Source organism: Paenibacillus sp. FSL W7-1088 (genome assembly GCF_037969855.1).
In the GTDB taxonomy this organism is placed as follows: domain Bacteria; phylum Bacillota; class Bacilli; order Paenibacillales; family Paenibacillaceae; genus Paenibacillus.
This window is the reverse complement of the sequence record NZ_CP150216.1, coordinates 5,219,510-5,234,344: the sequence shown is the minus strand read 5'-3', so window position 1 is coordinate 5,234,344 and position 14,835 is coordinate 5,219,510. Positions and strand designations below refer to the sequence as shown.

Annotated in this window: 16 protein-coding genes and 1 other annotated feature (1 of these 17 running past the window's edge); all 16 genes read left to right on the top strand. The window is 48.9% G+C overall.

Features of this window, described 5'->3' with window-relative positions:
* The first annotated feature begins 326 nt into the window (after positions 1-326).
* The 16 genes from spoVAC (at position 327) to MKY42_RS23555 (ending at position 14,570) form a co-directional block, all read left to right on the top strand.
* Positions 327-830: a stage V sporulation protein AC gene (spoVAC, locus tag MKY42_RS23630; RefSeq protein WP_244192762.1), complete on the top strand. Its 504-nt coding sequence runs from the start codon at positions 327-329 to the stop codon at positions 828-830.
* Positions 827-1,843 carry a stage V sporulation protein AD gene (spoVAD, locus tag MKY42_RS23625; protein ID WP_090901741.1) on the top strand — a complete coding sequence of 339 codons (1,017 nt, stop codon included), beginning with the start codon at positions 827-829 and terminating at the stop codon, positions 1,841-1,843. The genes spoVAC and spoVAD overlap by 4 nt, the downstream gene beginning before the upstream one ends.
* Before the next feature lie 3 nt (positions 1,844-1,846).
* Positions 1,847-2,197, top strand: a complete 351-nt coding sequence (gene spoVAE, locus MKY42_RS23620) for a stage V sporulation protein AE (RefSeq protein ID WP_053781314.1) — start codon at positions 1,847-1,849, stop codon at positions 2,195-2,197.
* Positions 2,198-2,403: 206 nt separating this feature from the next.
* Complete coding sequence (locus tag MKY42_RS23615; RefSeq protein WP_090901738.1) at positions 2,404-3,360, top strand: MoxR family ATPase; 957 nt, start codon at positions 2,404-2,406, stop codon at positions 3,358-3,360.
* 3 nt (positions 3,361-3,363) lie between these two features.
* Entirely contained in the window at positions 3,364-4,611 is a 1,248-nt protein-coding gene (locus MKY42_RS23610) for a DUF58 domain-containing protein (protein ID WP_090901735.1), read from the top strand.
* Complete coding sequence (locus MKY42_RS23605) at positions 4,608-6,821, top strand: transglutaminase domain-containing protein (protein ID WP_090901732.1); 2,214 nt, start codon at positions 4,608-4,610, stop codon at positions 6,819-6,821. The genes MKY42_RS23610 and MKY42_RS23605 overlap by 4 nt, the downstream gene beginning before the upstream one ends.
* Positions 6,822-6,930: 109 nt before the next feature.
* Positions 6,931-7,458, top strand: coding sequence for a YqeG family HAD IIIA-type phosphatase (locus MKY42_RS23600; protein ID WP_076288052.1), 528 nt, complete (start codon positions 6,931-6,933; stop codon positions 7,456-7,458).
* Positions 7,455-8,582: a ribosome biogenesis GTPase YqeH gene (gene yqeH, locus MKY42_RS23595; RefSeq protein WP_090901729.1), complete on the top strand. Its 1,128-nt coding sequence runs from the start codon at positions 7,455-7,457 to the stop codon at positions 8,580-8,582. The genes MKY42_RS23600 and yqeH overlap by 4 nt, the downstream gene beginning before the upstream one ends.
* Positions 8,583-8,622: 40 nt before the next feature.
* Positions 8,623-9,486 (top strand): shikimate dehydrogenase, encoded by an 864-nt coding sequence (gene aroE / locus MKY42_RS23590; RefSeq protein WP_179263701.1) that lies wholly within the window; start codon positions 8,623-8,625, stop codon positions 9,484-9,486.
* A gap of 317 nt (positions 9,487-9,803) precedes the next feature.
* Entirely contained in the window at positions 9,804-10,097 is a 294-nt protein-coding gene (yhbY, locus tag MKY42_RS23585) for a ribosome assembly RNA-binding protein YhbY (RefSeq protein WP_063567269.1), read from the top strand.
* A gap of 15 nt (positions 10,098-10,112) precedes the next feature.
* Positions 10,113-10,703 (top strand): nicotinate-nucleotide adenylyltransferase, encoded by a 591-nt coding sequence (locus MKY42_RS23580; RefSeq protein ID WP_090901726.1) that lies wholly within the window; start codon positions 10,113-10,115, stop codon positions 10,701-10,703.
* A complete protein-coding gene (gene yqeK / locus MKY42_RS23575; RefSeq protein ID WP_179263702.1) occupies positions 10,687-11,253 on the top strand; it encodes a bis(5'-nucleosyl)-tetraphosphatase (symmetrical) YqeK in 567 nt (188 codons plus the stop codon). Before MKY42_RS23580 ends, yqeK begins: the two co-directional genes overlap by 17 nt.
* A 22-nt stretch (positions 11,254-11,275) precedes the next feature.
* Complete coding sequence (rsfS, locus tag MKY42_RS23570) at positions 11,276-11,623, top strand: ribosome silencing factor (protein ID WP_072734522.1); 348 nt, start codon at positions 11,276-11,278, stop codon at positions 11,621-11,623.
* Complete coding sequence (locus MKY42_RS23565; protein ID WP_090901720.1) at positions 11,620-12,525, top strand: S1-like domain-containing RNA-binding protein; 906 nt, start codon at positions 11,620-11,622, stop codon at positions 12,523-12,525. The genes rsfS and MKY42_RS23565 overlap by 4 nt, the downstream gene beginning before the upstream one ends.
* A gap of 140 nt (positions 12,526-12,665) precedes the next feature.
* Positions 12,666-13,436 carry a class I SAM-dependent methyltransferase gene (locus MKY42_RS23560; RefSeq protein ID WP_090901717.1) on the top strand — a complete coding sequence of 257 codons (771 nt, stop codon included), beginning with the start codon at positions 12,666-12,668 and terminating at the stop codon, positions 13,434-13,436.
* Positions 13,437-13,613: 177 nt separating this feature from the next.
* A complete protein-coding gene (locus MKY42_RS23555) occupies positions 13,614-14,570 on the top strand; it encodes an aminoglycoside phosphotransferase family protein (protein ID WP_339845086.1) in 957 nt (318 codons plus the stop codon).
* 98 nt (positions 14,571-14,668) lie between these two features.
* Positions 14,669-14,835, top strand: a binding site (T-box leader) (it continues 101 nt past the right edge of the window).

Genomic DNA, 14,835 nt, shown 5'->3' with positions numbered 1-14,835 from the left:
TAATTTCATTTGCCTGACAACAGGAAGGAGCTGGGACAATAGATGACGCCACCCGATGAAGGCAATGAAACCATCCTTTGTATCGTCCTTTTTATTTTGCTCGTGATCATTCTGCTTTATTTATAAATTTCATCAGACCCTCTGATCCGGCGCTGAGCGACTCATCTGATTCGGCTGCTTCATCGTGCTGGAAACAAATGCTGTCTTTCGCCGGGTACATAACTTTCCCAACCTTAACAAACACTGAATACAGGATTACGCACAGTATATGCAGTCATGCAGTTACATCTGTTGACTCATTTTCATTTCAAGGGAGGTTCTGTATCTTGCCAGCTCAAACGAAGGGTAATGGAAAAAAATCATCGTCATCCCTGTCCATCAGTGAACAGGAATATAAAAAAGTCGCCAAAAAACATGAGCCTGCCCGTCCAATTTGGGCGAACTGCATAAAGGCATTTTTCGTCGGCGGATTCATCTGCGTCATTGGACAGGCTATCCAGGAAGCGTTTATGGCCGGGTTTGACATGACTTCGAAGGAAGCAGCGAGTCCAACCGTTGCGGTCATGATCCTCATTTCAGTCATCCTGACTTGCCTTGGTGTCTACGATAAAATGGCGCAATGGGCTGGTGCCGGGACGGCTGTTCCTGTTACCGGGTTTGCCAACTCCATGTGTTCGGCAGCACTGGAGCATCGTGCAGAGGGACTGGTGCTGGGTGTAGGTGCGAACATGTTCAAACTGGCTGGTTCGGTCATCGTGTTTGGTGTAGTTGCCGCCTTTGTCGTGGGGATTGTATACGCCTTTCTTGGCTTCGGAGGTGGACATCTATGAAGCGCCTGGGACAACAAACCTGGCTATTTGAGAACCGTCCACGCATTATCGGCAGGTCAGCAGTCGTAGGGCCCGATGAAGGCCAAGGGCCTCTGGCATCTGATTTCGATTATATATATGACAATTTGGAGATTGGGGAGAAGACCTGGGAAAAGGCAGAGCGCAAGCTTCTTGAACAGGCCTCTCAAATGGCGTTGATCAATGCCAATATTACGAAGGAAGAGCTTCAGTTCTTTGTTGGCGGGGATCTGATGAACCAGATTATCAGCAGTTCCTTTTCTGCCCGCAAGTTGGGTGTACCCTATCTGGGGGTATTTGGTGCCTGTTCAACCTCAATGGAGACGTTGGCTCTGGCCTCGCTCATCGTGGATTCGGGCGCAGGGGATTATGTACTCGCGGGTACGGTAAGTCACAATTGTACGGTGGAAAAGCAATTTCGCTACCCAACAGAGTATGGTTCCCAGAAGCCGCCATATGCCCAGTATACCGTTACGGGTTCGGGGTGTAGTGTGATATCCCGTACAGGTCAGGGTCCGGTAGTCACCAAAGCGACCATTGGCCGAATTATGGATATGGGCATCAAAGATCCGTTTAACATGGGGGCTGCAATGGCTCCTGCGGCAGCGGATACCATTGTTTCGCATTTCCGGGATACAGGCCTGGAACCCGGTTATTATGATCTGATCGTTACAGGTGATTTGGCTTCGGTTGGGTTGCCCATCGTTAAGGAGCTTTTGCATAAAGAGGGTATTCCGATGGAACAAACGGTTTTCAATGATTGTGGCTTGATGATCTATAACCTGGAAAAGCAGCCGCAGGTTGTGGCTGGAGGCAGCGGCTGCGGATGTTCAGCGACCGTAACCTACGGTCACATTATGAACCGGATGCAAAAGGGTGAGCTCAATAAGGTATTGGTGGTCGCTACCGGTGCATTGTTGTCTCCACTTTCATACCAGCAGGGTGAGAGCATTCCTTGTATTGCACATGCCGTAGCCATAGAAAAGGAGGGATAAAGGATGCAGTTTTTATGGGCATTTATTGTTGGCGGGTTGATATGTGTTGTGGGACAGCTTCTGATGGATGGTGTCAAGCTGACTCCTGCCCATACGATGAGTACACTTGTAGTGGCCGGTGCGGTTGCGGATGCGTTCGGGCTGTATGATCCACTCGTCAAATTCGCCGGGGCGGGAGCATCCATTCCCATTACCAGCTTTGGTAACTCCCTCGTGCACGGGGCTTTGACGGAGCTGGAGAAAGAGGGATGGATCGGTGTCATTACGGGGATATTCGATTTGACCGCGGCGGGTATTTCCTCAGCGATTATCTTTTCTTTTCTCGCGGCATTGGTGGTTCGGCCCAAAGGATAACAGAGCATGGCAGACCTAGCCATATATATGGTTTCAACGGAGGCTTCGGATAACTTCTATCCGGGCCTCTTTTTGTCGGAATCATGCGATAACTGCGGCGAACCTGACGGCTGGAAACAAATTATGAGTTCCTTCGAGTGTACTCGCGCCGTTGGATCATGTACAATAAAAGGAAATCTGTATGCTTTTTTAGGAGGTTAGACCACATGCCTGTGCGCAAAGAGTCGATCCAAATCATATCAGCAGTTCGTTCTAATCTGGAATCATGCATAATGGGGAAATCCTTTGAAATTCAACTTTTGCTCACAGCTTTGCTTGCAGGCGGACACGTTCTGATTGAAGACGTACCGGGAACAGGTAAAACGCAGTTGGTTAAAGCGTTATCGAAATCCATGCGCGGAGAGTACCGCCGCATTCAATGTAATCCTGATATTTTGCCAAGTGACATCACGGGGGTATCCGTGTTCCATCCACGTGACGAGCGCTTTTACTTCCGTCCGGGTCCGGTGATGACCAACATTTTGCTGGCTGACGAGATTAACCGGGCCACAACAAAAACGCAGTCCGCGTTGCTGGAAGTCATGGAGGAGCGCAGTGTAACGGTAGATGGTGATACGTATGATCTGCCGCATCCATTTATGCTCTGTGCAACCCAGAATCCAATCGATTTTGAAGGAACGTACACATTGCCGGAAGCGCAGCTGGACCGGTTTATGTTGAAAATAAGTCTGGGTTATCCGGACAAGGATATCGAGAAAACGCTGCTGAAGCAGCATCAGTCGGGTCAGCCTGTTGACCGGCTTGAATCCGTAACCCATATGGATCAGATATCAGCCATTCAGCAGGAAATCAAGGACGTATTCATCGGTGATCCGGTCATGGATTATCTGCTTGATGTGGTTCGCAAAACTCGCTCCCACCCATCCGTATTGCTGGGCGCCAGCCCGAGGGCAGCCATTTCATTTATGATGGCCGTGAAGGCTTTTGCCTTTTTGCAGGAACGTGACTACGTGCTTCCGGATGACGTGAAAACGATGGCGCCTTATGTCATCTCCCATCGGATCGTGCTTCGTCCCGAATCGAGACTGGACAGCATGAGCTCCGAGGCTGTATTAAATTCCGTACTTCAGCAGGTTCGAGTGCCCGTCTCCATGGGGCAATAATTGATGAAGCCGCTTTTGAGTACAGTCAGAAGGGGAATACGCCACCCCCGCGTATGGAGCATCGCGGCGGTGTGGATGTGCTGTTTGGCTTATGTTTTGTTCCAGGGCGGGAAGACCTCCCTGATGCTGCTGTCCATGGTGACTTTGCTTTGTATTTACCTTGCGCTTGCTGGCTTTAGCGGTGTACGGCGTACTCACGGCGTGCGCAAGCTCTCTTCCGGTCAGGATCATGAAGAGCTGCTGCATGCCGGTGACCAGGTACAGGTGCAGTTAAGTCTGAACATCCCGGGATTTCTACCACTTCCTTATGTGGTTGTGCGCGAAATGCTGCATCGGCATAACGGTGAATCCTGGTCTTTCAAAGAAAGTCTCATTCCGAGCATGCGAGGGTATGGTGAATTGTCTTTTCAAACCCCGCCACTGGAGCGGGGAAAGTATGTCTTTTCAGAAACGGAATGTGCCAGCGAGGACATCTTTGGTCTGATCGAGCATCGGGGAACGTTCAAAGCCAAAGGGGAATTTCGGGTGCTGCCGCGCACGGTATTTATACCGTACTGGCAGCTGTATGATCGCAAATCACGGTTATCCGGTCCACAGACGGCCTTGACCCGCTCGCGCAGGGAAACGACCCAGATTAACGGTGTGCGTGACTACGTATATGGGGATCGCCTTTCGCGCATTCATTGGAATGCAACGGCAAAGACGGGAACGTGGAAGTCCAAGGAGTTTGAACATGAGTCGGTGCCGAAAACGATTCTGGTGCTGGATGCGCTGTCAGGCAGCTATGATCATGGTGAGTCCTTTGAACTGGCCGTGTCTACGGCTGCTTCCCTGCTGGAATATGGCACAAGAGAACGAATGGGTATGGGACTGCTGACATTGTCGGAGAAGACATCATTTTTTGCTCCCAGCGAAAGTACGCTGGAACGGCAGAAGATGATCCATCATTTGGTGGATATCCAATATAGCGGCCAGGAGAATCGGCTGCTGCCCGGTGTCGAGAAGATGTCGCGTCAGTTTCCTCAAGGCGCTTATTTTGTAGTGATTTCTCCCCAGAAAGATGAAAAAGTTCTCGAACTGCTCCGATGGGCTGACACACGAGGGATGACTCCTTGTCATATTCTGATTGAACCCAGCGACTCCCGCCGGAGTTCCGAGTGGAATGCGATGCTGCGCGGAAGAGGCACTAGATCCTTCACCGTTTCCCATTTGCAGGAGCTTCCAACGGTAATGGGGGGAGGTAGTGTATGAGTACTAAAGCCAAAGAGCTGACAGTGGGGAGAAGATCCTGGTATCATGCAGCTTCGTTGCTCTGGATTTTCCTGATTGGCATGCAGTGGATATCATTCACACAGGAATCCTGGTATACCGAGACCACTTCATTGGTGCTGTGGACGCTCGCAGCGGTCAGCATTCTGGAAGTGATTCTGCCTTTCAAAATATGGGTTCGAACCATAATCAAGGCAGTTGTCCTTGTATATATTTTGCATAAGACATTAATTGATTACACCGTTTATATTCCTTACGGCACGTTAATGGAGCGTACGGAGCAATTCATACTGCACCTGACACCTTACATCTGGTTCACCCTGTGCGCCTGGGTCATGCTTGAAGCAGCCCTTCGCCTGGTGACCACAACGCGCCGAATTCTCGTATTTCTGGGTATCAACATTATCTCGATGGGAATTCTTGATTCCTTCACCCAAATTCCACTCTGGATTGAAATCGCCTGGGTTATGTTTGCGGGAATGGGATGGCTGGTATGCCAGCACTTCCGTAATTTCCAACTGCAATATCCACAAGGCTGGAAGAGAATCATCCGGTATCCTTACAAAATTCTGGCCAACATTGCAATCATATTTTCTTTGATTATCGTAGCCAGTGTGAACATGCCGGAAGTTCCTCCTACCTTAACGGACCCGTATACCGCGTGGCGTAACTACACCGGAAGTTCGGCGAGTCAGACAGGCAACGGAACACTGGACATTCCGACAGCAACCGAGTCGGGATACAGCAGGGAAGACAACCAGCTTGGCGGAGGATTTAACTTCGACTATACACCTGTCATGTCTGTCACTACCAATGAGCGCAGCTACTGGCGTGGTGAGACGCGCGCAGAGTATACGGGAACAGGCTGGGATGATCGCGGACGAGGTGCGACAGAGGATGTTGAGGCGGGACAGGCTCTGGAGAATGATGAATCCGGAAATGTAACCACCAAGCAAGTCACTCAGAAAGTGACGATGTTGAATGACAACGTGTATCCGATTCTCTTCGGTGCTTATTCCATTTCGGAAGTTACATCTGTCAATGGTGAGGCGAATTCCGACCGGATGTTATGGAATTCGGCGCAGGCAGAGCTGCATGTCGTAACAGACCGCCAGCAACCGCAATATCCGAAGACGTATACGATTGTATCCGAGGCTCCGGTTATTGTGGAAGATGAGCTTCGCACCAAATCTTTTGATGATCTGTATACGAGCAATCCGGCAGATGATATGTACCTGCAGCTGCCATCCAGATTCCCTGATCGGGTGACGGATCTGGCCGCTGAAATTACAGCATCGGCAAATACGCCGTATGAAAAAGTGGCATTACTGCAAAACTATTTACAACTAAATTTTGATTACACCAACAATCCGGATTTATCCCGAAAAGTAAGCAGTGACTTTGTGGAAGGTTTTTTATTTGACATTCGTGAGGGGTATTGTGATTACTTCTCGACTGCGCTGGTTATGATGGCACGCTCCGAGGGGATTCCCGCTCGTTGGGTGAAAGGGTACGCGCCTGGACAACTGTCACTGAATTCTGACATGCAGGCTCCGCGCCAACCTGGGGCTGAGATCGAGACGACGTACACGGTAACGAATGCAGATGCGCACTCTTGGGCTGAAGTTTATTTTGGCGAGTATGGCTGGATTCCGGTTGAAGCGACGCCGGGCTTTGACATGCCGCTGCTCACGGAACAACCAGATGTACAGCCTGTAGATGAGCCTGAAGAACAACCTGAAGAGGAACCGGTAAAAGAGGAAGAACAGACGCCTGCGCCTGAACAGGCTTCATCCAGCATCCCTGGTTTTGTAATCTGGGCTGCGGGAGCCATTATCGTATTATGGGTGGCTTATATGTTCTGGCGAAATCGCCTCTCCCTTCGATTCTTCGTGCTTCGTCTGCGGACAGGTGGACCGCTAACGCCTGAACAAAAGGTAGTGGCAGAGACCGAGCGCTGGATACGTTATGCGAAGCGCAAAGGTTTGACTCGGAGCGGGGACGAGACACTTCGTGAATCGGTAACCCGCTGGAGCCAGGCGAAACCAGCTGCAGCAGCGACATTGCATGAACTTCTAGCGAAGTTTGAACAGACTCGCTATAGTCCAGCGTCTGTAACTGCAGACGACTGGAAGGCCGTCTATCAGACTGCTTCAAAGCTGCGTAAGGAACTCAAAGCGGAACGGGCGTAATGTCGCCCGTCCCGTTTTTCCTTTTTTCCTATACCATCAGGCGCTGTATGCATTTTCAGGAAAGACGGATTTGTGATATAGTGTGTCGTATGAAACTGAGGTGACTTCTTTGTTTGAAATGTTAATGCCCAAGCTGCGTGTAGACACGGTTTTTGACATTAATCTGGAAGAGCTATACGCTCAAGGCTACCGTGGAATTATAACTGATCTGGACAATACACTCGTTGGGGCCAAAGCTCCTGACGCCACACCCGAACTAATTGAATGGTTCGCACGTGTCAAAGAGGCTGGTTTCCAGCTCATGATTGTGTCCAATAACAATTTGAATCGTGTATCCCTGTTTGCGACGCCACTGGATATCCAGTTTGTGCATAGTGCACGCAAACCATCGAACGTTCCGTTTCGTAGAGCAATGAAGATGATGGAGTTAACTCCTGAAAAAACGATTGTCGTAGGCGATCAGATGCTTACAGATGTCTTTGGAGGTAATCGACTAGGACTCTATACGGTTCTGGTGTTGCCAATCTCCATCGGAGATGAAGGCTTCATGACCCGCTTCAATCGGCGCGTGGAACGGATTGCTCTAACGAGTTTGCGCAAGAAAGGCTTATGGCTTGAGGAGGAAAAGAAGAAATGACAGAACCGCATAACGGCAATATTGCCGTAAGGTGCAGCGGATGCGGAGTGCATCTGCAAACGGAAAACCCGGAATTACCTGGATTCATCCCCGAAAAAGCGTTGGATCGAGAACCCGTCATTTGCCAGCGTTGTTTCCGTATCAAAAATTACAATGAGTCATCATCCGTTACAGTGGATCAGGACGAGTTCCTGGCTCTGCTAAGCAAAATCGGGGATAAGGATGCACTTGTCATCCATATCGTTGATCTGTTTGACTTTGATGGCAGTATCATCTCTGGTTTGCAGCGTTTTGTAGGCAACAATCCAGTATTGCTTGCCGTGAACAAAACGGACCTGCTTCCAAAAGTAACCAACTGGAACAAGGTTCGCAACTGGGTGCAAAAACAGGCCAAAGAACAAGGTTTACGTACTGTAGATGTCGTTCTGTGCAGTGCGAAGCAAAATCAGGGCTTCGACCGACTGCTTGAGCTTGTGGGAACGTATCGCGGAGATCGTGACGTATATGTGGTTGGTGGTACCAATGTGGGCAAATCCACACTGATTAACCGTCTGATTCGTGACTACAGCGATCTCGAGCAGGAACTCACGACATCCCGTTATCCGGGCACGACGCTGGATATGGTTAATATTCCACTGGACGATGGAAAAGCTATTATTGATACGCCGGGAATTGTATACCCTTGGCGTTTCAGTGAGATTGTATCCCGTAAAGATTTGGCTGCCATTATGCCAGAAAAACCGCTTAAACCGGCGGTTTATCAGTTGAATTCTGGTCAGACGCTGTTCTTTGGCGGCATGGCTCGTTTTGACTTTGTAGAGGGAGATCGTCAGTCCTTCACTTGCTTTATCAGCACTGCGCTTGATATTCACCGTACGAAGCTGGAACGTGCAGACGACTTGTATCGTGACCATTTGGGTGAATTACTGTCTCCACCAACGCGTGAAGATGCAGCGGACATGCCTGAATGGACCAGACATGAGTTCCGTATCAAACGTGGCAGTCAGTCGGATGTATTCATTTCTGGACTGGGCTGGATTAAGGTTAACGGTGAGAATGGGGCACTTGTAGCTGTTCATGCTCCAAAAGGTGTGCGTGTACTGATCCGCCCATCCTTGATCTAATGTAATCACAGCAGCAGTTCATCAGATCGGAGGCGGAAGTATGACGGAACAGAAAAAAACAAATCCTTCACTCCCTGTCCTGCTTGGCGTTATGGGAGATCCCATTGCACATTCCAAATCGCCTGCCATGCATAATGCGGCTCTGCAGGCTGCTGGAGTGAATGGAATGTATATGCCACTGCATGTTCGTCCCGAGCAGCTGGAATCAGCCATTCGTGGTATAGTGGCGCTGGGGTATCGTGGTGTGAATGTAACCATTCCGCACAAAGAACAGGTCATGCAGTATCTTGATGTCATTGATGAAAGTGCACGCCTGATTGGCGCGGTGAACACCATTGTTAATGATGAGGGCAAGCTGACAGGTTATAATACGGATGGCATCGGTTATGTGCGTTCCTTGAAGGAGGAAGCTGTTCCGGAACTCGCAGGTAAACGCATCGCTGTTCTGGGTGCTGGCGGAGCAGCAAGAGGTGTAATATACGCCCTCGCTTTGGAGAAGCCTGAACGGATTAGTATTCTTAACCGTACAGCCGACAGAGCCGTTGCCCTTGCTTCCGATCTCCGCGTTCATGGACTGGGTGACATCACAGGTAGTGGAATGGAAGAGGCTGCTGCGATACTGGCTTCGGCCGATATTGTGATTAACACAACAGCTGCGGGTATGCATCCGCATATAGATGACGTGCCTGTTGATCCTGCACTCATTCGAGCAGGCGCAGCAGTCAGCGACCTTATCTACAATCCGCTGGAAACACGCTTGCTTCGCGAATCAAGAGAGCGTGGATGTACTGTGCATGGTGGTCTTGGTATGTTCATATACCAAGGCGCGGTAGCATTCGAACACTGGCTTGGCATCCCGGCTCCCGTGGAGACGATGCGGCGAGCTGTGTTAGAGAGTTTTTAATATTGTAAAATGAAAACAAGATTACACGATGACGAAGAGTGCAGAACCAATCTGAAGAAACGAAGTGCTCGCCTCAAAGCTTTCTGTAGGAAAGCTGCTTCGGAAGCATAAGCTATCACCGGATTTCCCCCTTTATAAAATGAAAAGAAGAAATCTGGGGATAACAGCGATCGTAAGATGGTACTGCAATCGTAGTCACACTGTGTAAACTTTGTTAGTTCGTTTTATGAATGTGAAAATATAATTGAACGGTCAAGCCCAGGGCAGACATTGTGCTGCTGCTGAGGTTTGCTCACCATAAGGAGTATGGAGTATTCATGTTAAACGGTAAACAAAAGCGCTTTTTGCGTTCACAGGCACATCATCTAACCCCTGTATTTCAAATTGGCAAAGGGGGAACGAATGAGCATCTGTTCCGTCACATCGAAGACGCGATTGAGAAGCGCGAATTGATGAAAGTGCAAGTGCTCAACAACAATGACGAGGACAGAAAAGAGATGGCCGAAGAAGTTGCCCGTGAAACGGGGAGTGAGCTTGTACAAGTCATCGGTAACACAATCATCCTGTACAAAGAATCGCGCGATAACAAACAAATCGAACTACCTAGGTAAGGGAGAGTGGCGCGAGTGAAGATCGGCATCATGGGTGGTACGTTTGATCCGATCCATATGGGGCACCTGCTGGCAGCCGAAGCGGCCAGGGATTCGCACGCACTGGATGAGATCTGGTTCATGCCTTCCCATGTTCCTCCTCACAAACGCGGAGCCGGAGCATCGGGACAGCAACGTCTCGAAATGACGGAAGCGGCAGTGAAAGATGTACAGCATTATGAGGTGCTCGGCATTGAGATGGAGCTTGGCGGTGTGTCCTATACCATCGATACGATGAAGGAGCTTTGGCGTCGCTATCCGCAGCATGAATTTTATTTCATTGTTGGAGCGGATATGGTGAATTATCTACCCAAATGGGAACAGATCGAAGAACTCGCTGAACGCTTAACCTTCATCGGTGTGGGACGACCGGGATTCCAGTTACATCTGGATGACCTGCCGGATGCGTTACAGGATCGGGTACTGTTGGCTGAGATGCCCTTGGTGGACATATCATCGACAGCAGTACGCAGACGGTTCGCCAAAGGGCATTCCGTGCGCTTTATGATTCCTGATGCAGTCCATCAATATATTGTAAGGAGCGGTTTATATGGAACTAAGCCGTGACGAACTGATCCACGCTGTCTCCGGTCAAATGCCGGAGAAGCGTTGGAAGCACACGCTGGGTGTTATGGAGTCGGCAGTGTTGTTGGCTCAAAAATATGGTGCTGATCCTGTAAAAGCGGACCTGGCAGCAATATTGCATGATGTAGCCAAGTATTGGCCCGTTTCCGAGATGGAAGCGGTCATCCGTGACAATGGATTGAACGAAGAACTTTTGCAGCATGACAAGCAGCTCTGGCATTCCGAAGTGGGAGCCTTTGTTGCGGAGCGTGACTACGGCATTGAAGATAAAGAAATTATTAATGCTATTCGCTGGCATACCTCAGGTCGAGTGGGCATGAGCCTGCTGGATAAAGTGGTATGTCTTGCGGATTATATTGAACCGGGAAGAGACTTCCCGGGAGTAAATCATATTCGCGAACAGGCTGAGCACAGTCTGGAAGAAGGTTTAATTGCCGGTTTCGACTCGACGATCAGCTTGTTGATCTCGCAGCGCCGTGTCATTTACCCTTTGACCATGTTGTCGCGGAATGACTTGATTGCACATTTATAGATTAGATTATGGAGGTTGGTTCATGACAGTATCATCGAAAGAACTTATGAATATGGCGGTTGCTGCCGCTGACGATAAAAAGGCATCCAACATTGTAGCACTGGATCTGATTGGCATCTCGCTGGTAGCGGACTATTTTGTTATCTGTCACGGGAATTCTGATACTCAGGTACAGGCGATTGCAACAGAGATTCGCAAACAGGCGCATGCAGCCGGCGTGAATATCAAAGGCATCGAAGGTATGGATTCGGCACGTTGGGTATTGATGGATATGGGTGATGTGGTTGTTCATATCTTCCACCGCGACGAGCGTGAGTATTACAACATTGAACGACTGTGGTCTGATGCCAAAGTGGTGGAAACGGTATGAGTTTGATCGCAGGAACAGTCGTCAACTTGCCGGTTTCACGTGAAGTGTCTCCATTTGGCTACTTTTTGACGACAGGATCAGAAGATGTACTGCTTCACTATACGGAGCTTACAAGGGACGTTAAAATTGGAGAAACGCTGGAGGTCTTTCTGTTCTTTGATACGGAAGATCGCCTGGCGGCAACCATGAAAAAACCATATCTCACTCTTGGCGAAATGGCACGTCTGGTTGTGGCTGATATTCACCCACGCCTCGGCTGTTTCCTCGAGATGGGGCTTGGGCGGCAATTGCTGCTCCCGATTCGTGAATTGCCTGAGTTGGAAGAATTACGTCCTCATGTAGGCGATGAAGTTTTTGTTCTTATGGAACATGACAAGCAAGGACGTTTGCGGGCGAAATTGGCTGGGGAACGTGAGCTTGCACCATTGTCCTTCCATGCGCCAACCTCCTGGGTTAACGAATGGGTTGAAGCAACGGTGTACAAGCCACTTCAGATGGGTACTTTTGTGCTTGTTGACGGTGGAGTGCTGGGCTTTGGCGCCATTGGCATGATTCATTCCTCGGAACGAAATCGTATGCTGCGCCTAGGTGAAAAGGTGAAATGCCGGGTAACCATGGTACGTGAAGATGGACGTGTCAATCTGGCGATGTCTCCTCTCAAAGAGGTTGGTCGCAATGAAGATGCAGACAAACTGCTTGCTTTCATGAAAGAGCGCCCTACGGGCGGCATGCCGTATTCGGATGCAACCCCGCCGGACATCATCAAGCAGCGCTTTGGTATCAGTAAATCCGCGTTCAAGCGGGCATTGGGCAAACTGATGAAGGATGGTCTAGTAACGCAGAAGGAAAACTGGACCTATCTGACAGAGTCTGTACCTCAGGATCAGAACGAAGATAAGTAAGCAAACGCGTATCATGGATCAAGCATGAGCTTGAAATCCATAAGTCAAGGCAGGGCAAGGCTGGGTGAACTCCGGACGCCCCTGCTTTTTCTTTTGTTCAAAAGAGATTTGAAAATGAAATTGAAAGTGCGGTGCCTGACATGTCTTACCGGAAATTTGCCTATGTGTACGATGAATTAATGGAGGATATGCCTTATCCGGACTGGATAAGGTTTGCGAGAACGGCTTGGGAACGACATGGCATGCCGAAAAGTGTGGCTGAACTGGGCTGTGGAACCGGCTCAATTACGATCCCACTGGTGAACTCCGGCTTCGAAGTTACAGGTATTGACCTGTCGGCGGACATGTTGTCTGTTGCGCGCAGTAAAATGGAGGCCACGCCTCAAGGTCACCGCTTATATCGGGAAGGCAGTGTCCGCTGGGTGCAGCAGGATATGCGGGACTGGAGAGTACCGGAGCCTGTGGACTCGGTGATATCGTTCTGTGATTGTGTGAATTATCTGCTTGAAAAAGAGGATGTCGTTCGTACCTTTCAGCGTACTTACGAGATGCTGAAGCCGGAGGGCACATTTCTGTTCGATGTACATCACCCGAATACCCTAATTCGATACGAAGAGGAGCAACCATTTGTATTGGACGAACGGTCTGTATCGTATATTTGGACCTGTGATATGGATCATGATCGGTGTGAGATTGAGCATCATCTAAGTATCTTTTCGCGTGTGGCCGAGAGCGGGAAGGATATGTACCAACGTTTTGAAGAGGTTCATGTTCAGCGTGCGTATGATCCGGACTGGATGAAGCTCGAGCTGACGAAGGCCGGCTTCAGAGATGTATGTGTATATGCTGATTTTGAGTGGAAAGAGGCGGGAGAAGGCGCACAGCGTCTATTCTATGTAGCCGTGAAATAGGATTAAGATATAGAACTGTCCTTATGATGTATAAGGGCAGTTCTTTTTCTATAAGAATGTTTTTTTATATGTAATAAGTTATTGCCAGTGAGGTTAAAGGAAGCCATAATAGTTGAAAGGAAAACGTTTTCTAATTAGTGCAATCCTGAAAATTAAAATTCTGGGTGGGGTGCAACAATGGAAAGTACCTACAAAACAAGGCTGACTTCCGAGCAGTTAGACGGAATTGTGCAGCAGCATTTTAACACAGGTATCCAAGAATACAAAGAGATGATCGACGGCTGGGCAAACCATGCTTATTTTATCACCAAGAACGACGGACAGAAGGTAGTACTTAAAATAGCTCCTTCTAATGGCATTAAGTTGATGCGCTGTGAACAGCATGTCATGGTTGCTGAGGTTGAGGCATTGCGACTCGCGGCAGAACTTCAGGATGTACCCGTTCCCCGGGTATTGGCCTATGATCCATCGCTCACCCTAGTACCGGCAGAATATTTTATTATGGAGTACATGCCAGGAAAGCCATACAACAAAGTCAAAGATCAGTACAGTGCAGCAGAGCAGGAATCCATAGAGCAGCAGCTGGGTGCATACAATCGTCGGATCAATGAAATTAAAGGGGAGAAGTTTGGTTACTTTTCCTCAAAGAAACCGCATTATACGACGTGGAAAGAAGCTTTCCTGAGCCTGATGGATGATATGCTTGCAGATGGCAAAGCAGCGGGTGTGGAATTGTCAATTCGTTATGAGGAGCTGGAGCGTTTAATTCAACAGAAATCGGATGTGCTGGATGATGTCAAAGAGCCAGTGCTTGTGCATTGGGATTTGTGGGATGGGAATGTATTCGTGGAGGCTGGGCAAATCACGGCGATTATCGATTTTGAGCGTTCCCTTTGGGCAGATCCTCTGATGGAGCACTACTTCAGTCATTTTAATAATACGCCGGGATTCCTCAAAGGCTATGGAAGAACAGTTACAACAGACAGTGAACGGAAAAGAAGAAGTTTATATGATCTGTACTTTGATCTGGCGCTGAGAATCGAGTGTCCGTATCGTCAATACGATAACAAGGAACACATTCAGTGGGCGATTGATAATTTAGAAGAAGGAATCCAGCGATTCCAGTCGTCTTAATGTGTATACTGATGCATAGCATTGCTTATAGTCAACAGACCGTGTAATATTGACTTTAATGCTGCTTTTTTATATAATGTTTCCGATCATATCGTATACATATTTCGATGATAAGGATCAGTAGTGAGTCCTGTACATGACAGAGAGCCGGCGGTTGGTGCAAGTCGGTTGACAGTATTTCACGAACTCGCCTTGGAGAAATGCGGTGATTACACCATCTTGCAACCGACTGAAGTAACACTCGGGATCAGGAATGGAAATCCGC